Genomic DNA, 21,189 nt, shown 5'->3' with positions numbered 1-21,189 from the left:
TTATGATCTGAATATCATTCGCAACGACTGGTCTTTTGACAGGTAGGCCGTTGCCCAGTTATAAAGGGTTTTTAGCTTATTGCGGTAATTTACCAGCGAAATTAAGTGGATAAACAACCACATGAACAAAGCCATGATACCGCCAATATGCAACTTGTTTTTAAACAAGTCGACTACCGCTTTATTACGGCCGATAATAGCCATATCGCCTTTGTCGAAATAATGAAAAGGGCTTAGCGGTTTATATTTAATCATGGCAATAAAGTTTTTCGCCAGGTTCCGGCCCTGCTGTATAGCCACCTGTGCTAATTGCGGGTGTCCTTTAGGATAGCGTTCATCGGTTATCTGCACGCTGGCATCGCCAATGGCATAAACGTTGTCCAGGCCTGTAACCTTATTAAATTCGTCGGTTATCATTCTGCGGCCAATGCCCAGACTGGTTTCCGGGATGCCATCAAAAGTATTGGCGGTAATGCCTGCAGCCCATATCAACGTTTTTGCTTCAATAGTTTCGCCGGTTGACAGGGTAACTTTGTGTTGATCGAAATCCTTTACCTGGGTATTTAATTTTACTTTTACACCCAGTTCGGTTAAAACCTTGTAAGCTTCCTGATGCGTTTTTTCGCTCATGGGGCCTAACAGGTTTTTACCGCCATCAACAATATAAATTCCACCCGGAGTACCCTTCAGTTCCGGATAATCTTTCAGGAAGATGTTTTTCTTCATTTCGGCCAGCATACCTGCTATTTCCACACCTGTTGGGCCGCCGCCGGCAACAACAATGGTAAGGAGTTTTTTCCGTTCTTCGCGGTCTTGCGTCATAGCAGCTTCTTCCATAGTTTGAAGCAGCGTATTACGCATATGCAGGGCATCGTCAATGGTTTTCATAGGGATGGCGTTGCGCTGAACATTTTCCATCCCAAAAAAGTTTATGCGGGCACCTGATGCAAATACCAGGTAATCATATTTAAGCTCTTCGTCTGTTAAATGTACTGTCTGTGACGCTGGGTCTATCTTTACTACTTCGGCCATGCGATAGCTGATCCTTTTATTCCGGAATAATTTGCGGAACGGATAGCTGATATCTGATGCATCAAGAAAGCTGGTAGCCACCTGGTAAAGCAGAGGAGGGAAGTAATTATAGTTGTTTTTATCAAGCAAAATAACCTGGTAGTTTTTGTTTTTGGCTACTTGTTCGGCAAGGTTAATCCCTGCAAATCCACCTCCAACAATAACAATTTTTTTAACAGCATTTTGGACATTGCCAGTAGCTGTCGGTATAGTTTTAGGAGTGCTCATTTTGTAAAGTATTTGATAGTGTACTTTGTACACAAATATACCTATATTCTGGTATTTATCAATGTTTTGGAACTCCCAATAGAAGGCTGAGGTTAAGTATTTACAATGAGATGATTAATGGTGTATAAATTACACTAACTTAGAGATTAGCGATAGCTTTATCCTGAAATTTAGGTACAAATACCACCATGCAAATGGCGCCTATCATGGCGTAAAACATGTCCGACTGGGTATCCCATATATACCCCTGGGTCCCTAAAAATGCATCGCCAGATTGTCCGGATACGATGACTACGAGCCATTCTAAAAACTCATAACATGCGCTAATGCTTAAGCAAACGCATACAGTTAAAAACGATATCCAGGTCTTTTTCTGTATAACATGCAAGCGGATAAATAGCTCCCGTACAATCATTGCCGGTACAAAACCCTGGGTAAAATGACCAAGTTTATCATAATTATTTCGGCCTTGGTTAAACGCCTCCTTTATCCAGTTAAATAAAGGGACTTCGGCATAAGTATAATGCCCGCCAACAAACAATACATAGCAATGAAATAATATCATCACGTAGGTAAAATAACTGAAGCGGAAACGCTTAAACGTAATTATCAGAACCATAAAACCTAAAATAGCCGGAAAGACTTCCAATATCCAGGTAAAATAATCATGAGGATTTATTCCGGATATAATTAGACCGACAATGAATAGAAAAATTAATATGTAATATTTTTTCATAGCCTAATATGGATATTAAAAGTAGAATTTAAAGCCAACCTCATAAAGTTTATTGTGTAACAACTCGCATATTTTACTTTAATGCATATTGTTTTTATTTTTATGCCGCACCTATCTGAGAAATATGATAAAAAGGATCAGCTTATATGCCGTGGCATTATTGATCGGATGCCTGTTTATGTTCTTTAAAAAGCCGGTTAATAATAACCCTAAAGACAGCAGGCCTAGTATTGTGATAATTATGGCCGATGACCTTGGCTTTTCTGATATTGGTTGTTACGGTTCTGAAATACACACGCCCAATATTGATTATCTGGCAGCTCATGGTTTGCGATACACACGTTTCTATAATACTTCTCGTTGCTGCCCAACACGGGCCTCGCTGCTAACGGGTTTATATAACCAGCGGGCCGGAATAGGCAATATGACCGATCAGGAAGATGAGCCGGGTTATCTTGGTCATTTATCCGAAAATTCCGTTACCATAGCAGAAGTTTTAAAAAGCGCGGGTTATCATACTGCCATGTCCGGAAAATGGCATGTCTCAAATACTATTGGCCAGAAGGATGCCAAAGAGCAATTGAAATGGCTTAATCATCAGGCTTATTATGACACCTTTTCACCGCTGGCTCAATATCCAACCAGTCGCGGATTTGAAAAGTTCTTCGGAACCATATGGGGCGTAATTGATTATTTTGACCCGTTTAGTTTGGTAAGCGGAACAACGCCCATAAGAAATGTTCCTAAAAACTATTATCATACCGATGCTATAAATGATACTGCTGCTGCTTATATAAAGCAGTTTAGCAAAGAAGATAAACCCTTCTTTTTGTATGTGGCAGAAAACGCGCCTCACTGGCCGTTGATGGCATTACCCGAGGACATAGCCAAATATAAAGACACCTATAAAGTTGGATGGGATAGCATCCGCGCACGTCGTTACAATAAACAGGTAAAAGCAGGATTGATCGATCCGATTAAAACCCCGCTTTCACCACGATGGGGAGATAATTTGAGATGGGAAGATAACCCTGATAAAGACTGGGACGCAGCTGCCATGGCTGTGCATGCTGCGATGATTGACCGGATGGATCAGGGGATAGGACGCATCATAAAAGCATTAAAAGAAACCGGCCGGCTTGATAATACATTGATTGTTTTTTTAAGTGATAACGGCGCCAGTAATGAAAACTGTACAGCTTACGGCCCAGGCTTTGACCGACCGGATCAAACACGGACAGGGGAGAAGATTGTTTATGATCTGAAAAAACAAGTTATCTCCGGTAAGGAAACCTCTTACGCCTCTATAGGTCAAAGGTGGGCCAACGTAGCCAACACGCCTTATCGGTACTGGAAAGCAGAATCATTTGAGGGAGGGATACATACGCCTATGATAGCGTTTTGGCCCGAAGGCATAACTGTTAAAGGTGGAAGTTTGTCAAACCAGCTTGGCCATGTTAAAGATTTTATGGCAACGTTTGTAGCTGTTGCAAAAGCAAAGTATCCCACCCAATATAAAGGGCTTGCAGTTATACCTACTCAGGGGCAAAGCCTTGCCGGTTCATTCAAAGGCCATATTACTACTGACGAACCGCTGTTTAACGAGCACTTTGGCGCCCGTTACGTTCGGTATCAGGACTGGAAACTGGTTTCACTGGCCAAAGATACCACATGGAATCTGTTCCACATTGCAGACGATGAAACAGAGACTAAAGAAGTTTCTGCCAAATATCCCGATAGGGTAAAACAAATGGCATTTATGTGGCATCAGTGGGCTGCGGAAAATAATGTTTATCCAAAGCCTCATTCAAAATAAGGTGATAAATGCCCAATGCTTAAAGTACAAATACTTAAGCATTGGGTAATTTTATATGAAAGTCTGATCTACGGAAAGTTTACCTCCACCGCTTATTACAAGGGATATTGCTAAACCAATCATCAGTAAATCAAATTCAATTCCTTCAAAACCTTTAGGGTTGGCACCAAACCAATCCATAAAAAAACCGGCCTGCCAGTGATGGGTAATAATGATGCCTATAAACAATATAATTACAAGCCCTGCAATTATTCGGGTAGCCAAACCCAATAAAAGCATAATAGAACCGGCAAACTCAGTTATGATAACTATAAAGCCAATAAGCCATGGTAAATGAACTACCTGGGTAAAGTATTGCATGGTGTTGGTAAAGCCCATGCCGCCAAAAATACCAAGTAGTTTTTGCGCCCCATGAGGTAGTAATATAAGTGAGATAGTTAAACGTGTAATCGCTGCAGACCAACTGCCCGATGTTTCAAAAATTTTGCTCATGATATTTGTTTTAATGAAACAAAATTCGGGAAGCCGAAGGTGCCGTTTATGAAACTACATTAATAAATTAATGAAAATATCATGTTTTTTTCTTGCGTATTTTACTTAAAAACTGCGGTGTTATACCCAGGTATGAAGCTATGAGATATTGCGGGATGCGCTGGTTAATGTTGGGGTAACGTTTCAGGAAAATTTCATAACGCTGCTCGGCTGTTAGGCTAATGGCTTCTATAGCGCGCGCCTGCGTGGCAACAAATGCGTTTTGGAAAAGTATCCGGAAGTACCGCTCCATTGTGGGCACATCTGTTAGTAATTTGTCGAGGGTGCTTTTATCTATTTGTAAAATCTCGGTGTCTTCCAGTGCTGCTATATAAAGTGTAGAGGGTTGGGCCGTTAAAAAACTATACAGATCACCGACATACCAGTTTTCCACGCCAAAAAGGGCTATATGTTCCGCGCCTTGTTCATCAAGCGTATAAGCCTTTAAGCATCCTTTGATAATAAAGCTCTCATACCTGCAAACCTCATTCGCCCTTAATAAGTATTCGTTCTTTTTAAGTTTTTTTGTTTTAAAATTTGAAAGCACAAGAGTGTCTTCATCAGCTGTAAGTTTGGAATGCTGATGAATGTGCTGTAACAGCAAATTCATAATATGACGGCTTAACCAAGATTAACGGTACCGTCAGATGGGCCCACCGCTTTTCTTTGGTTTCTTAATTTGATAATCTGATATGTTGTGCCCGCTAAATACACTGCGAACCAAATGCCGAGCCACATTTTTACAAGAGGATCATCAGGACCGCCTGCTAATGGCTTCGCAATCGGGAGGCGTGTCAATGACTCTACCGTGGCGGGGATCATGGAGAAGAAAAGGGTTAACGACATCAGGATGATCTGTACATAATCGGCGCTTTTTCCAAAAAAGCGGATCGACCGGGCATAAACTGCGATAGGGAGTATTACAAGTATAATTATTCCGAGTGCGTGCCCTGCTGTTGGTTGCCCTGTTCGCATGATTGGGAAACCTGTTAAACATGTGATGATTGTGAGTATGATATAAGATTTGCCAGGCACGTTTCCCGGACTTATTTTACCATAGCGAAATAATGCTACAACGGCCACCATGATGGCAAGTACACTGATAATAGTGTGAATAATTCCAAGAATGGAAAGGTGATTAGGCATAGTGTTGATTTTTAGGGGTTAATGATAATTTAAATATAATAAATAACATTAAACAAACTATGGTAAATTATTCAAAAGAATGAACTGGTGCCGTCAAAAAAAGGATCACGTTAATATTTACTTTAATTTGTATTAATAACATAACGGTTTCTTTGGCGCAAATTAAAACCGGGCTATATTGCGTAACCGTTTTACATTAGAAAATCAAAATGAATAAACTTATAAAAGGAACTACCGTATTGGGGCTATTGTTAGGTATTAGCATAACCTCATATGCACAAAAACAATCATATACCGTTGCCGACGCGCACTCTCATAACGATTATAAAAACAGTATCCCCTTTTTAAGAGCCTACGAAAAAGGGTTTGGCTCAATTGAGGCCGACGTGTTTGCGGTTAACGGACAACTTATGGTAGCTCATGATAAAAAGGATATAACCGCCAGCAGATCATTAAAAAACTTATATATCAATCCTTTAATTGAAAAGTTTAAGCGTGATACCCAAAGGCAGCTGCGTTTGCTTATTGAGATAAAAGAAGATCATAAAGCCATATTGCCCCTGGTTATAAAAGAATTGAAACCACTGGAACAGTATTTTTCATATCCTGGCCACCCTGGCCGGTTATCTATTGTGATGACGGGCGCGGTGCCTCCGCCGGCTGAATTTAGCAACTATCCCGATTGGATTTCGTTTGATGTTGATCACCTGGATGGTTTTAATCCTGAACAGTGGAAAAGAATAGGTTTGGTGAGCTTCCCGTTTGGTAAATACATGAAATGGAATGGTAAAGGGGTATTAAATCATGAAGAGATCAGCAAGATAAAAGCCGGTATTGACAGTGTACACAACACAGGCAAAAAAGTCCGTTTCTGGGAAACGCCCGATACAAAAAGCAGCTGGCTGGCTTTGATCAGGTTGGGTGTTGATGTGATAGGTACCGATAAGATTGAAGAGCTTGGTGATTTCCTGAACAACAAACAAAAAGATGAATATCATGCAGCTGCGCCTTACCCGGTTTACCATCCAACCTACAACTCAGATGGGGCGGCCAAAAAGGTTAAAAATGTCATTTTATGTATTGGCGACGGTATGGGATTATCGCAGATCTATTCAACCTATACGGCTAACCGCGGACAGTTGAATATATTCCAGATGCAGAATATAGGTTTCTCTGTAACCAACGCTGCTGATGCTTATATTACAGATTCGGCCGCAGGGGGTACAGCCTTTGCCACCGGCCAAAAAACAAACGATCGGGCAGTAGGAGTTGATGCATCAGGCAAACCGTTAAAATCGTTGGCAGTTTACAGTGCTGAGGCAGGAAAAAAAACTGCAGACATTGCTGCTTGTGAATTAACTGACGCTACACCGGCTGTTTTTTATGCACATCAATCAGAACGTAGCAATATGACAGCAATTGCTAACGATATGGTGTCAACCCCGATTGATATTTTGTTAGGTTCTGGTTCTCAATATTTCACTCAAAAAGTCAATGGCGAAACACCATTAGATAAGTTGAAACAAAAGGGATATACCATTATTCGCAATTTTGATGAATTTTTAAATTCGCCGGCTCAAAAGATCGTTGCATTGGTTGACGATAGCGTAACCCGGCCAAAAATGGAAGGCAGGGGAGACTATTTAGCAAAGGCTTTAAAAAAGGTAACAACTACTTTTAAAAGCAATCCACAGGGCTTTTTTATGATGATTGAAGGTTCGCAGATAGATAATGGCGGCCATAACAACAACCTGAAGCAGGTGGTTACCGAAAATGCAGATTTTGATCGCATGGTAGGTGATGCCTTGCGCTTTGCCGATGAAGACGGTGAAACACTGGTTATTGTTACTGCCGATCATGAAACTGGCGGCTTAACACTGCTTGATGGTAGTATAGCTAACGGTTATGTTTGGGGCAATTTTAGCACCAATGACCATACAGGTACCCCGGTACCGGTTTTTGCTTACGGACCTCACTCCGGCGATTTTAAAGGTGTTTATCCTAATACAGATATTTTTAACAAATTACTCGCGCTCATCAAAGCAAAATAATGACAGCGTTTACATCGTCCCGATGATTGCTCTTAAATAATAAAAGCTCCGTGAAATTTATATTTCACGGAGCTTTTATTATTATGTGTTTGTTTTATTGCTTGGTCAGGTTAAGTTTTTTTCCGGGCGCAGCAAGTGTCATTGTCCTTGTTGGTGATCCGGCAATGGTTCCGGTGTAGGTAATCGGTTTGATGTTTACATCATTAAAAGTCACCGTAAAATTAATTTTCGAATGATCAAATGAACCTGTAAGGGATCCGATTTGAATATCGTCATCAAATTCATTTCCGGAAAAAGTACCTGTTGCCGAACCTTTGGGCGGAACATCAAAAAATGAAAATTTATCCTTGTCATTGGCATTATTGAACCAGTTTCCTTCAATATCTGGAATAAAAATATCTACTATACCGCCGCCATCCTTACCGCATGACCAAACTAGGACCAATACAATCAAAGCTGCACCGGCCATCGTACTTCTAAAAATTGTTTTCATTTTACAGGGGATTTAAATAAGGTTAATAATTTTTTAATTGGTTTTGAAATTGAAGGATCCTTAGCTCCATACCATTTATCTGTTCAGTTAATACCGGTACTATGGTCGCTATCTGATCCTGTATATCTTTTTTAGCTTTTGCTTTATCTTGATTAGTACTTCCTATAAAATATTCGTTTATACGGGTCTTTAGTTCATTTAAAGGAAAGATCGTTTTTTTATGAATAGTGTTGATAAGGGTATCGACTATGCCATCAAAAGCCGTTTTTAAGCTTTCATCTTGCCAATAGTCTTGTATTTTTCTGGAATAGGTAGGGTAGTTCATCGCGAGTTTATTATAGGCAGGGTTATAATTATTGATTGCCTGAACAAGCTTCTCCAATGCAGTGGGCTTTTCAAAGGCGTATTCAGCAGTAAATTTAAAGGCTGCATTTACGGTTCGGGCCTGGATAATATAATTTTGCAGGGTTGATGTGATCTCAGGATAAAACAGGTCCATTCCATCTTGTCGTTCCTGCGCATTTTTAAGATCTGTTGCGGTGTAGTTAAACTTGTAAAGTATTTGGGTGATAGAATCTAATTGGGTTTGTATCGCCTTTACTTCGGTGCTGCTTTTACCGGCAGATTCTTTAAGCTGTTTAAATTCAGCCATATATTTTTGGATGTATTTGTTTGACTGAAATGGCTCAATAACAATTTGGGTAACTAAAGCAGGGTCTTTGGGAATTAACACCTTGCCACCAATAGGGTATACGATAATGTAGTTTTTGCTTGATAACTGAACAGTTACTTGCGTAGTACTGGTATTTATAGGAGTATTGAAAACACCGGCGTCGTTTGTTGTAGCTGATTTGGTATCAACAAGCACCGTGAAATTTCTTACAGCACTATTACTACTCCAAACTTGTCCTTTAAAGGAGCTGGTTTGGGCCCTGCAGATAACTATATCCGCGTACAGTGCTATGAGCAGGATAAATATAGTTTTCATGGCGAATGAAGCTGTAACGTTAGCGGCACTTTGGCCGACATGAGCTGGGTGTTATTATAACATAATTTACTTTTTCGATATACTCTTACCGGTAATTCCGTCCCGTCTTTATAAGGCAGGGCTAATCTGAAGTTTCCAAATTCATCAGATACACATCTGAACAAACCATCGGCCATGGTAACAACTGCTTCAGGAACAGGCTGGCCATTCATATTGACCACAATGCCACTGACTAACGTGGAATCGGGTTTTCTGGTGAGATGGATTTCAATCGCAGAACCATTGTTTGGCACTACGACATCCTGACCCGAGGTATAGTAACCGGCCACAATAGGAATTACGGTGACGGATTTTCCCTGCATATCGGTTGATACGTCGGTAAAACTGGCCGTTCCGTTTTCAATGAGGCTGGAGTCGGGTTTGTTGAATAGTACCTTCATCATGCCCTTGTTAACAAGTTCATTTTTGCCGGCCGATCCAAACACCGTGAATTTGAGTGTGAAGTTTTGGGGCGTTGAGGAAAATTTGATACCTAAATAAATAACTATAATGAATAATACCGTTGGCCCCCCAAGCTCAAGTGTTCCATTGTATACTTTACCTGAGTATTTAGCATGTGATTTTAATGCGCCAAACAAAAAGCCGGAGGCGATTAAACCAATCATTACCAGTAAGAAATAAAATACCTGTGGTTTTATGTTGCCGGTTTGGTTACTGAAACTTATCAGCACAATAGCAGCGGCAACAAATAGCACAAACCCCAGGGCCGAAAGAATAACCCATGTCAATTGCGATATTCGTTTTTCGGAACTGGCAGCCATTGCTTTACGAGGATTTGATATAATAAAGTTAATTTAAAAAAAACCTTTAAGCAATGATTTAACTTGTAAAATATTAATTATCAGTATTTTTACGTGTTTATGATTGCGCTTTTTACTTTAAATTAAAGTGAAATTACGATACGGTACAGGTGTCGGTTATCTTGCATAGCCTGGACGTTCGCAGGATCCTGATCTTGTCCAGATCTATAGATTGCAAACCCTGAAAATGCACCGCTTTGAAACGCATATTAATAAAATCAACATGGTTGTTGGGCGGAAATAGCTCTATAGTTAATACGCTTAACGGGGCGTTAACATCAATGCCTATATGCCTGAGCTTATTTCTAATTTTATTCATCCTCCAGAAAGAAAACCCTACCGGCGGTTCTGGCGGTGCCAGGGCATAAGGCGCTGCGTTAGTATAAAAAGTACGGTATGATTGCATTTGAATTTTAATAAGCTCCTCACGCTTTACTTCATCGGATTCATAAACAGGTTTAAGTAAGGGCAACTCGTCAATCAGCACATTGCGGTATTGTACGCCATCGGCCTGTATAACCTGTGCGTATAACAATGCATAAATTTCTGTGCGTGGCATAGCTGGTGTACAATCTTTTCCATCAGCATACGATTGTGCATAGACGGAGCTAACAAGTATTACATCGTTTTCGCGTCTGATACTCAGTTGCATCGGTGGGGCAGGGTGCTGAACGCCTGTAACGCGGATGGAACGGCTGTGCCTTGCTTGGGCCATGCTCCATTTTAAACAATGGCCTATCCTGAATTCGTAAGTAAAAAAGCCGAACAACTCTTTTGATTCCGGAGTTAAGCCTTTGGGCAGTGGCAATAAAAAGTGCCGCGATTTGAGATTACCGTCTGTTGTTGGTATCATCTGCTGCATAGCTTCTAATCCTGAAAAATCGATTTGCTGATGGTTTCTGATCACTCTGATGTTTTCGGGTTCCAGATTTATAGCCGGCTCCGGCATTTCAATTTCAGGATGGGGAATATTTGGCATTACTGCAAGCATCGGATCGGCTGAGTACTGTAATATCCTTGCAAAATAGGTATCCTTATAATCTTTTACAGGTTCGGCAAATTCAACCCACAGGTATTTACGCCGGTAGGATGTTTCGGAGTACTGATTTTCAAAAAGTTGTAACTCTGCATCCTCGGGGGTAACTGCTATACCTACAGAAACAATTTCGGGTATCTGAACAGGATTTGTGGCAATAGGCAAGTAGTTATCAACTATAATATCTACCTCGGCCTCGTTCCATTCAAAAGCAGGTGTTCCATCGGGAGCGAATATATCTTTAAATTGTGGTATAACCTGGTAGTGCACTTCTATAGGTTCAGGTAACTGGTCGCCGCCGGGTTTGGGGTCGAGCGCATCAATAAACACCAAACGGGTTTTCGAGCGGTCCGGCTCATCCATTTGTTGCCAGTTTAAGCCTTTTGACAAGGATATCTCGCCAACCTCCAGTTCCAGCATATCAGCTTCTGTTTCAAAACGCCATTGCCGTTTAATTTTAAAAGCTACTGGCTGCAGTATATCCCAGGTCCAGTCCCGGTTCAGGTCAAGCTGCAGCACGTTGATCCATTTATGGGCCAGATCATCCCTGCTGGCAAAGGTTATTGACGAATAGTCTGGCGATAAAGAATGCCCTATGATACGGCTGCAGCCAAACTGTGTACGCACGTTATCGGCTCCCATTAATGTAAGGGCTTTGGATACCAGCTTTGTTTCGTTGGCTAAGCGTTCAATAACATCGCTATCTGTTTGATTTTGCCGGCCTGATACGCTTGCCGCTTTACGCAAATCCGGCGTATCTTTTTGAGGCGGGCGAAAGAAAATACTAACCATATCATCGTTCCCGTTTACAGGTGCTAATAGTAGGGGTTTTGTTTCCAGTTTCGCTGGATCTTTTCTAATGGTTAAAGTAATAGGTAGACTATACCGAAAATCGCCGGGTGCAAAGTAATTTTCAGCAGCCGCTTTACAATAAGTTCGTATGGTAAGGCGCACGTCACGAGCTGAAGGTAGTATCAGGGGGCCATTATTTACAGTGAGATCGCCCTCAAACCCAAGGTCATTAGCATCTGCACCAAAATTAATTGCGGGAATATCCTGGAAGTCGAATTTCAGGTCAATCTGATCTCCTGCCGAGTTATGATCCAGCTGATAAGCCGGGAAAGGGCGGGTGGTTTCATATAAAAATATATAAGGCTCTTTTGTGTCGATCTGATGTAAGGCATGATATGAACCTTCACGATCCATATTCAATGTTTTTACCTCGATAATAATTGATATAGTATCAGCGTCCGGATCGGGCAAGCTTACCTCTCTTGATGACTCCTTCAACGCTGCTGGGTCAGTGACCACAGCTGGCGAATCGGGAGTAGCAGGGGTGATGGAGTTTTTATGCAAATCGCTTAATCTTATGCGATCGGCTTTTAGTTCATTAATGATAACGGAGTTATCCTGGCCGGTATACAATATAGCCGGATAGTTTAAGCGTGGACGGGTAACAGTAATGTTTTCAATATCCACTTTCTTTATTACAGGCACCTGTGGTGCTACATGTCTTTTAAAAGGGCACCATGCTATTTTGCTTTCGCCAGGATGAACGGAAAATGTAGATGCAGCGGGGCCACCGCCAGTCAAATCTGTTAGCCTTACCCTAAAAGCATAAGTATTGCCATATTTTAACTGAACTGTATAGTCTGTTTCTTTTTGGTGATAAATACCCGCACCATCTGCCCTTAAGGCCGGTTTGCCGGTAAGTGCTTCCAGATCTGCTGCTTTTTTATCCAATTGTTCTTTCAGCAGGAAAATCTCTTCAGCTACCGGGTCGGGCAAGCAAAGTGAATTTCCGTTCCAATTGGTAAAAAATACCGGAAGCCAAAAATCAGGGCTACCATTGTGTTTTACCGGCGATACTTCAAGTCCCAGCTCTTCATAAAATTCACCCAGATCAATACCCGCTGTTTGCAGGTTATCAGCATGAACAATTACCTGCGATTCCCAGTTTAAAGCATTTTCCTGCAGGTCTTTTTTGTCGATATCGTTTGCCTTGGCCACATCAATACGATAGCGGCTTAAACTAAGAATGCTGGAAGGAGGATCGGCCGGATTTCTTTTGGCATTAATGCTGTTATTATACCATATTAATATCTGTTCATCATCCCAGCCTAACCGTATGCCCTGGTCTGTGACAGGCGGGTTGCCATCAGGTGCCTCGACCAGATTATTTATGCTAACTGACTGACTGGCATGCACAATTTTGGCGTAACCATCATCATAGCGGATCAGATCCCTGAATGCCTCGTCAAAGGGTTGGGTAGGCGCCAGGTCTGCCACAACCGGAAACAATACCGGTGCAAACAGATGGCGGGATTCGGTTATGGCCGGTATACGGGCAGCATATAGCTGAACCTGACTGCTATTAAGTTTGTCATAAGAAGTGGTGCTATCCTGGGCACTAAATTCAAAGTAGATCCAACCGCCTTCCTTAAAAAAATCAGCAGGTATTGCGTCGAGATTGATCTGCCGGTGTAACAGGCCCAATTTTTCGGCCATTAACGGTTGCTGCAGGCAAAAGCCATAAACCTGCGCCCAGTTAACCGTATGATCGGGGACTATATTGGCGGGTGCAGAGTTCGTTTGTTTTAAAGCACAGAAATAGCTGTCATCTGTTTTGGCATTTGCCGTGCGAGGGTTATTAAAATCAAATGAATTACGATAAGCCTCTGGTAAATATTTATTAATCTGAGTAATAGATAATGTTCTTTTCTTTGCATCATCAATAGTGAAAAAACTTCCTACTTTAGTGAAGAGTTCTGATCGGTCGGTAGTTAATGATATAAGGTTGTTTTTGAGCGTATATTCGCCATTATTTCTGTCCAGGTTAGGCACTACCTCTGTACCTCCTTTTACCAGCCATGCATTCATTTGCAGCTTTGCCGAGGCAAACGGATCAAAGGTAGTCCCCCCATCTACCGCCAAAGGCTCAAGCGGGCTAAATTTGGGTGTAAGCAACACGTTGCAGCTTAATACGGCTGTTTCGCCAATTTGTAAAAACTGGGGAAAGGGCAAAACAAAAATAATTGGTTCCGGTATCATAGGTCAAATTATTTTATTGAAAGGGATTTCATCCATAAACTTCTCCGTAAAATCATAGCTGATAACAAAAGCAAGGCTTACATTTAGTGAAAAGGTAAGCTCAATACGGGCCTTAATCTCATCTCCACCTTCTCTAATTACGCCGGCGCCGCCCTCAATTTGTATAGATGTGCTGAGTAAACCGCCGGCTAATGAAAGCACCCCACGCAGAAGCGTACTGGCCATTAAGAGTAATTTCTTTTCAGAAATATTGCCGGTAAGACTTACCGACCGCGTTACCGATACCACACCAACAACAGGCAGCTGCACAGCCACTGAAGCGCCAAATCCGCAGGTATAATCAAATTGTGGTGTTGGGTTCTGCACATCTATATAAATCCTGATCTTAGCGGTACCAACACCGTAAGCAGTAGCAAATTCCAGTGTTACCAGCATAATTTGGATCATACCCTGAAAACCGAACGTTACTCCGGCGCCCGATTTGGCAAGTTCTTTTGGATCCGGACTTAAAGAAAGATTGAAAAATACCCCTACATCCAAAGCAGCTTCAATGATTACAGGAGGCGGACCTGTTAACGTGATATCCTGTGTACTTGGGAACTGTATAACCGGGATGGATTTTTCAATGCTGCATTTGTAATTCCAGCTATCAGTTGAATTAGCCGGGATCAGTTCGATACCTTTTTCAAAAGCGTTTGGTTTTTCTTTACCTAAATTATCCAGTTTGGCTAATACTTCCAGAATTTCAACCATGCTCCGCAGCGCCCCGTCAGGTCCCCATAATAATTTGACATCTTCTATGATAGGAGTTTTACCATATTCGGCATGGAAATTTCCCTGCACAGTAAGTAATGGTACAAGGGGACCGACTTCTACAACAATGGAAACCTTGGCATTAATCATTTCCCAGCTTTTTCGCCCTGGTATGCCAGAACTAAGATCAAGCGAGAATGGGCTTTTTCCCGGATTCGCGGGGTCGTTATCATAGTCAATATGGATTTTAAATGCTTCCTCGTTAATTATTTTAAGCACTTTTAGCGATGCGAAATTGGGGGATTCGAAGTTGGTTAACTGTTCGGCAATGGCTTCAGGGAAATTATAACCATTAAGGTCGGCACCAATATCTAATGATTTTACTACGCTGGGTAACGAAAAAGCATTGCCCAGTTCAGGGAAAATGCTATTCGTACTTAGTAGTTTAAATACATCTCCGAGGCGTGGAACGTCGGTGAATAACTGATTTACCCCGCCTGCCACACCATTTACAACCGGCCCGTTCCCCGGCACGAACATTGGCCGGTTAAACAGTATTTTTTGAGTAGGTGTGGTTTGTAATAAGCCATATTGTAAATTCAGATTAGCCGGTTCATCAACAATGTATTTGCCAATTTCTTCAGGGTTGCCAATTATATATCTCGAATTTTGATAATCAACAACTGGCATTAACGTTGAATTGTTGTTTATAAAAGAGAGCTTTCCATGCCTGATCAACGATACGGTTTCGCCTGCACCTAATTGTACAACGTTTTTAGACGATAAACATTTTACAACCGACCATGAGCCTTCCTTTGGCAGCTCCAGCGTGCCCTGTGCTGCAACAGGGTATAACGGGCTCATATCGGCAGTGGCAGAAATATCAACCCGGGTAACGTGCATACGCTGGTTAGAGCCTGCTATATTCATCATACAATCAACCGGCCCACCCAGGGAGCCTACGTCCGGGCGATTAAGGAAATCCTGAAAATCCTTATCCGGAAAAATCTGATCAAGCGTATTTTTATCAGTAACTTTAGACGGGTCACAAAGTAAAACATATCCGAACTGGCCTTTCGATGGTACAAAACTTTCATTACTATTTGGTTTATTTGCTATAAACCCCTTTTCGATATTCTCCATTAAAATATCGCCATCGAAATAAACACCGGCAAACTCATTGCTTCCTTGTTTAAGTGTTATGGTAGTGTCGCGGATGGAGCGCACGTTATAGATACCTCTTACGGTACCAGGATGAAAAGCATAAGGGTTTTCCTGAGGGCCTTCGCCGGGAGTGAGGATATAATTAAATATACCAGGCCCCGTAGGTTGCCAGCCGGTGTCATAGCGGGTTACAAGGCCGTGATTTTGCCTTTGCATGATGATAGAACGTACCACCGGAATACAAAAACCAATAATGAAACTTTTTATTTGTATCACTTCATGAGCGGTACGGCCCATCATTACGGTAAACTGGGTTTGGCTCACCCGGCCAAAGTTGGCTTTATCATTTAACCAGTTGCTAAAAATACTGGCGCCGTATCCTGAAAAATCAATGCGTTTTAGAGGTACTTTGGCGTTTACAGAGTATTCTCTTATAATGGTTTCATTATTAGGATATGCCCCGAAAAACTCGGCGTTAAATTGCCTTGTAATAGGGATGCCCAATATTGAATTTTCTTGTACAAATGAATATTCAATATCAAAAAGCCCGGCATCGATCTTAACCTCTTTATTTTCGCGATCAGTAATGGCAACTTGTAAAGTTGACCCATGGAAATATGCATCGGGTGTGATTTTAGAATTACCATCGCCTCTATCTTTATAATAAGCTGCCGCGTTAAGCTGAATGGCACCGTTTAACTGCCCCAGTTTTTTGGTGTTGAAATCGGGCTGATTAAAGTTTAACGATGCAACCGGCAAGGCGGTGGCCGCACTTTTTTCTGGATTGAAATAGGCAACCGCACACATACCAAAAGGTAAATTAAAGTATGCCGAAGCCGCATGTTTATCCTGGCTATTATAAGATTCGCAAATAAACTGCAAAACCTTTTTAGGTGATAACGAGATATTTTCTTTATTGCTGCTCGCTATGCGTGTTGGTGCTCCGTTTGAATTGAAATATAAGGGAAATGGCACCTCAGCCTCGGTGAGATTAGGGTTTTCAATATTAGTAACCGGTTCCCACTGAATATGGGGCAACGTAAAGGCACGCACCAAACGCCCGGAGCTTACCAATTCCATGTTGTTAATCTGGTAAGTGAACCGGCCGCCATAGCCTGTAGTGTTTAAAGGGAAGTTACCTCCTCCAAGCGCGTTATTAATCCATGGCGATGAAAAAGCAACCCCCATTTGAGATGCCCTGCCCGATACGTCTACCAGGCAAATATCACCGGGCATCCATTGCAAAAAACCAAAGGCGCCTATGAGGTTGCCGGCATCATAATCGGAGTTTTCCGGATTCATGAACTGCCTTATAACTGGATGATTTTGAAGTGGCGAAGTAAGTGCATCATTATAGGCTGTTTGGCATGGATTCATGAAATTATTAGGGAAATAATTTCTAAGATCATCATCGGGTAGTGCTTTTTGCTTGAACACCGTTCTAAACTCTTCGGCAAGTTGCATATCCATCTTTACGTCGTCGCTGTTCCATTTTATGGTTACAGCCAATAAAGCCGATCTTGGCGGGAAGGTGTTAAACTGATTGGCTTCATCAAAAATGTCTTCCTTGCTTTTTTGGTTGCTGATATAAGGGTCGGGTAAGGTATGGATGATCCGGAATACGGGGAGATACTCCATAAAAATACCATGAGTCATCAAATCGCTTTGCTCACCTTTTGCTTTAATAGTTAAAATAAGCGGTGTCTGAACGGTTAGTAAGGCATTCTCTAATACAATGCTCGATGTTTTATTGAGTTTATCATCAAGCGGTTCATTTTGATTAACAGGAGTATTATTGGAGGCAATTGCAGTCAACCAGCAACCGCTATCGGTTTTAGTCAATTCTGTTATTCCCGGAAATTGAAAATCAAATCTTTTACCATTACCAGTTACCGGTCGATCGATTTTTGTTTTAACCTCGGCGAATTGACGATGATATTCATAACCTACCGCATCAGCGGCGAAAAATCCGGGCAATAACGTCAACGGCCGGCAACGGATGTCAGAGTAATAAGTGCTGTCAGTTTTATTGAGCCACAGGCGGTAATGCTGTTCTAAAACGGCACTTTCTTTAAAAGTATAAATGATACCTAAACTACCATTGCCTCCTCTTAAAAAAAATGACTGAGCTATTAAGGGACCATTTTCAAGTCCTTCCCATTCCAATTTTATTCCGGCGCCTATCTCTAAACCCAGCTGCCCTGAAGAATTACATTTACCTAATTGCGATAAACCCAGCGTATCCACAGGTCGCAAAGGATAATTGTACCAGCCAGAATTTTGAATAGGTCCTGTACCAGCCACTTTCATGATATTGGATTTAGATGACCCTGCTGTCCAGCTTTCTTCTGCATTTTGTAGCGGGATCCTGACCTGGTTAAGATCTTTATTGTAAACTGCTTTTACGCTTGCAGCTTCGTCAAAAGCAGAGGTTGTTCCAAAGACGGTCATGCTACTGCTGCCGGCATGATTAATAATAGCATTGTTGTTAAGAATGGTTATGCTTACCTTGTCCGGTAATGTGCATGTTATATCACTTGCATCATTACCAGCTGCTGCATCGCCCGTAACCGGCGATTCGGGTGCAAATTCAAATGTGAGGGGTAGTATAGACGGAATGCTGATATTTTCGGGTCCGGCAATACCTACACCTGCCGGGAACGTTATTGTACAGTTTTTGGCATGTATACAAACGTAGCTTTTATCAGGAGCAGTTGTATCTGTTAAAACCTGACTATCTATCCATAGCGAACAACTTTCCAATAATAATGGCTCAACAGGATTGGGTAGAGCCATATCCTGATGCAGGGAAATCACCATAAGCGGATTTATCCTGCCGGGTGAATAAAATACAAACTGACGAGTGATTAGAAAAAGATCATAATAAAGCTCTGTATAATCATTGATGATAAAAGGTCCGATGGAATATTCAGGCTCCAACGCATTGCCCAGATTACCCTCAGGGCCATTACTAAATGGGAAATCTCGCTCCCTTATCCAATATGATTTTTCATCAGCCGGTCTTTGCGGAATCGTTGCAAAAATATCATTGGCAAGATCATTAAGTTCTTTAGTTATTTCAGGCCCAGGCGCTGCAGGTTCCGGAAGCAGGCTAAACTGCCATTCTGTATAAAGTTTATCTTGTGTTAATGCTGTTTTTAATAGGTCTGTAAGTTTTTCAAGCATGCCTTCTGCTTGCTTATGTTGCTTTAACGGTCCAAGCAGCTTTAAAAGAAAATCATTAATTTCTTGTAAGCTCATAAAAAGGGTATTAAAATTTAATTTAACCTGCTTAACAAAATATAAGTAAACTCAGAAAGATGTAACTATTGGTTTATTAGGATAGCTTAGAATCAGAAAGAAAGGTGTATAGTCCTTATTTTTTAATTAAAGACGTTAATTAATATTTAAAGATAGATAATGCATGGTGGGAAATACAAGCACATTTTTTGCACAAAAATGCGCATGACTGATTTTACGAACCTGAGTAATTAGCGGTAGTGCGGGTAGGCATAATATAAGTAGTATATCACGATATCAGGTTTTTAGCAAGCTGATCATTCAAATAAATAAGGAGCTCATTAAGGCCTGCCAGTCTTGGCGAAGTTATGGAATCATCGGAATTGAAAAATCTATAAAAATTCCAATCCAGACAATCGATAAGTTCAAGCAGGCTATTTGTAGTGAAAACAAATTCATGATTAGCAATAGGAATTGGACATAGAGATATACCGCAGGTTTCTATAGCAAATCTGATAAAGAAGTCATTATGTTCGCCTTCCGGTATTTCAATTATGTATGCCTTCTCTGCCATTCTTGTTGTTTAATTAGGACATTGTTAATCCCTCGCTTGCAAGCTTTAATTTATCCAGGGCATCTTCGTCTCCTGAGATATAGTAATCCATTTTGGTATAACTGTAATGAACGTTATAATTTTCTCGTGCAATAATATCCCGCAGGAGTTTTTCAAATTGTGCTTTTGTGACTTTTAGTAATTTTTCGAATCCCATAGTTTAAGTATTTGATTATCATATGTCAAATACTGTGCCTTATTAGTATCTTTTACTATTGTACAACTATGTCAAAAAACTACACAAAATTATTCTCAATAAGTTATAAGCGATTAGGAGTTAGAATTTTAACTATCTTAGATATATATTCTTCGCATCATGGCCGAAACTAACGCAACAATCCTGATTCCGGATATCAGTGGGTTTACAGAGTTCATGACTACTACTGAACTGAGTCATTCTTCACGTGCCATTCATATGCTCATTGATGCTATGTTAAACGCTATTGGAGAAGAGTATGAAGTTTCAGAAATTGAAGGTGATGCTGTTTTATTGATCAAAAAAGGGCCGGCACCTTCTAAGAAGGAAATATTAGGTATTTGCCTTAAAATTTTTAATGCTTTCCATTCGCAGCGCATGTGGATGCAGCAATATACTATATGTCCTTGTGGAGCTTGTAAAGCTATTATAAATCTCACGTTGAAATTTATAGTACATTATGGACCGTTAGTAGAATTAAAAGTAGGGCGCTTTGTAAAGCAATCTGGCATGGAAATGATTGTTGCGCACAGGTTGCTTAAAAATAGTATTGATAGCCACGAATACCTGCTCATGTCGGAGAAGCTATTGAAACAAGTTAATGATTCGACGGAAACGGCAGATATGGTGTGGGGGAACGCATTTGAAGAATATGCTTCTATTGGGAAAGTCGGGTACCATTTTGCGTTACTCAATGAAGCACGAAAAAATGTTCCGGCACCCCAGGCACCACAAAGTTATTACCGGAAGGATAGCACTCCTTATCTGCAAACAACAATAGCAGCTAATTTTCTTGATGTTTATATGGTGATAATGAATATTCCCGGCCGTGCAGAGTGGATGCCCGGTTTGCAAAAAGTTGAGCAAGACATGCCTGATATTTGTATTGGGAGCCTTCACCATTGTTTATTCGAGAATCATCAATCCACGATATCGCCATTACTAATGATATCGTCAGATGAAGAGATCAATTATGCGGAAAGCTGTCGGATAGAAGAAATGAATATTTCATTGGTTTATGAATTTGTTTTTAAAAAAGTAGATGAAAAATCCTGCCATTTTTCTGTTCGTTTTATGAATGCCGCAGAACTTCCCATACCTGAAGAAACGCGTGGTATTCTTTTAGAGAATATGCAGCGGATGGCTGAAAAACTTAAGCTGTTTTGTGAGAAATAAAATGATCAATTATAAATACCTACAAATGAAAAAAGTAAAA

Annotated in this window: 15 protein-coding genes; 3 read left to right on the top strand and 12 right to left on the bottom strand. The window is 41.0% G+C overall.

From position 1 onward, the window contains the following. Together SNE25_RS21555 and SNE25_RS21550 are read right to left on the bottom strand one after the other, a co-directional pair. Complete coding sequence (locus tag SNE25_RS21555; RefSeq protein ID WP_321561073.1) at positions 1-1,299, bottom strand: NAD(P)/FAD-dependent oxidoreductase; 1,299 nt, start codon at positions 1,297-1,299, stop codon at positions 1-3. 139 nt (positions 1,300-1,438) lie between these two features. Beyond that, positions 1,439-2,035, bottom strand: a complete 597-nt coding sequence (locus SNE25_RS21550; protein WP_321561072.1) for a DUF2238 domain-containing protein — start codon at positions 2,033-2,035, stop codon at positions 1,439-1,441. 124 nt (positions 2,036-2,159) lie between these two features. Between SNE25_RS21550 and SNE25_RS21545 the strand changes: the two genes are divergently transcribed. Next, a complete protein-coding gene (locus SNE25_RS21545) occupies positions 2,160-3,851 on the top strand; it encodes an arylsulfatase (protein WP_321561071.1) in 1,692 nt (563 codons plus the stop codon). A gap of 51 nt (positions 3,852-3,902) precedes the next feature. Here SNE25_RS21545 and SNE25_RS21540 read toward each other — a convergent pair whose 3' ends face one another. From SNE25_RS21540 to SNE25_RS21530, 3 genes are all read right to left on the bottom strand, one after another. Continuing rightward, the gene (locus tag SNE25_RS21540) at positions 3,903-4,343 is read right to left on the bottom strand and encodes a DoxX family protein (RefSeq protein WP_321561070.1); all 441 of its coding nucleotides are present in this window, start codon (positions 4,341-4,343) and stop codon (positions 3,903-3,905) included. Between the two features lie 79 nt (positions 4,344-4,422). Next, positions 4,423-4,992, bottom strand: a complete 570-nt coding sequence (locus SNE25_RS21535) for a Crp/Fnr family transcriptional regulator (RefSeq protein ID WP_321561069.1) — start codon at positions 4,990-4,992, stop codon at positions 4,423-4,425. Between the two features lie 11 nt (positions 4,993-5,003). Further along, on the bottom strand, positions 5,004-5,528 hold the full coding sequence (locus tag SNE25_RS21530; RefSeq protein ID WP_321561068.1) for a hypothetical protein: 525 nt from the start codon (positions 5,526-5,528) through the stop codon (positions 5,004-5,006). A gap of 209 nt (positions 5,529-5,737) precedes the next feature. Here SNE25_RS21530 and SNE25_RS21525 point away from each other — a divergent pair, with 209 nt between their 5' ends. Continuing rightward, complete coding sequence (locus tag SNE25_RS21525; RefSeq protein WP_321561067.1) at positions 5,738-7,579, top strand: alkaline phosphatase; 1,842 nt, start codon at positions 5,738-5,740, stop codon at positions 7,577-7,579. 94 nt (positions 7,580-7,673) lie between these two features. Here SNE25_RS21525 and SNE25_RS21520 read toward each other — a convergent pair whose 3' ends face one another. From SNE25_RS21520 to SNE25_RS21490, 7 genes are all read right to left on the bottom strand, one after another. Then, positions 7,674-8,072: a hypothetical protein gene (locus SNE25_RS21520; RefSeq protein ID WP_321561066.1), complete on the bottom strand. Its 399-nt coding sequence runs from the start codon at positions 8,070-8,072 to the stop codon at positions 7,674-7,676. A gap of 22 nt (positions 8,073-8,094) precedes the next feature. Next, on the bottom strand, positions 8,095-9,060 hold the full coding sequence (locus SNE25_RS21515) for a hypothetical protein (RefSeq protein WP_321561065.1): 966 nt from the start codon (positions 9,058-9,060) through the stop codon (positions 8,095-8,097). Further along, positions 9,057-9,881: a hypothetical protein gene (locus SNE25_RS21510; protein ID WP_321561064.1), complete on the bottom strand. Its 825-nt coding sequence runs from the start codon at positions 9,879-9,881 to the stop codon at positions 9,057-9,059. Before SNE25_RS21510 ends, SNE25_RS21515 begins: the two co-directional genes overlap by 4 nt. A 133-nt stretch (positions 9,882-10,014) precedes the next feature. Beyond that, positions 10,015-14,007 carry a hypothetical protein gene (locus SNE25_RS21505; protein ID WP_321561063.1) on the bottom strand — a complete coding sequence of 1,331 codons (3,993 nt, stop codon included), beginning with the start codon at positions 14,005-14,007 and terminating at the stop codon, positions 10,015-10,017. 3 nt (positions 14,008-14,010) lie between these two features. After that, positions 14,011-19,185: a hypothetical protein gene (locus tag SNE25_RS21500; protein WP_321561062.1), complete on the bottom strand. Its 5,175-nt coding sequence runs from the start codon at positions 19,183-19,185 to the stop codon at positions 14,011-14,013. A gap of 268 nt (positions 19,186-19,453) precedes the next feature. Then, a complete protein-coding gene (locus tag SNE25_RS21495; protein WP_321561061.1) occupies positions 19,454-19,738 on the bottom strand; it encodes a hypothetical protein in 285 nt (94 codons plus the stop codon). Between the two features lie 13 nt (positions 19,739-19,751). After that, entirely contained in the window at positions 19,752-19,934 is a 183-nt protein-coding gene (locus SNE25_RS21490; RefSeq protein ID WP_321561060.1) for a hypothetical protein, read from the bottom strand. 159 nt (positions 19,935-20,093) lie between these two features. On the opposite strand from SNE25_RS21490, the gene SNE25_RS21485 reads away from it, so the two are divergent. Then, positions 20,094-21,149: a DUF2652 domain-containing protein gene (locus SNE25_RS21485; RefSeq protein ID WP_321561059.1), complete on the top strand. Its 1,056-nt coding sequence runs from the start codon at positions 20,094-20,096 to the stop codon at positions 21,147-21,149. The last annotated feature ends 40 nt before the right edge of the window (positions 21,150-21,189 follow it).

Origin of the sequence: Mucilaginibacter sabulilitoris (assembly GCF_034262375.1) — a bacterium.
Lineage (GTDB): Bacteria > Bacteroidota > Bacteroidia > Sphingobacteriales > Sphingobacteriaceae > Mucilaginibacter > Mucilaginibacter sabulilitoris.
Note: the sequence above shows the minus strand (reverse complement) of the source record. Positions and strands in the feature narration are given on the sequence as shown.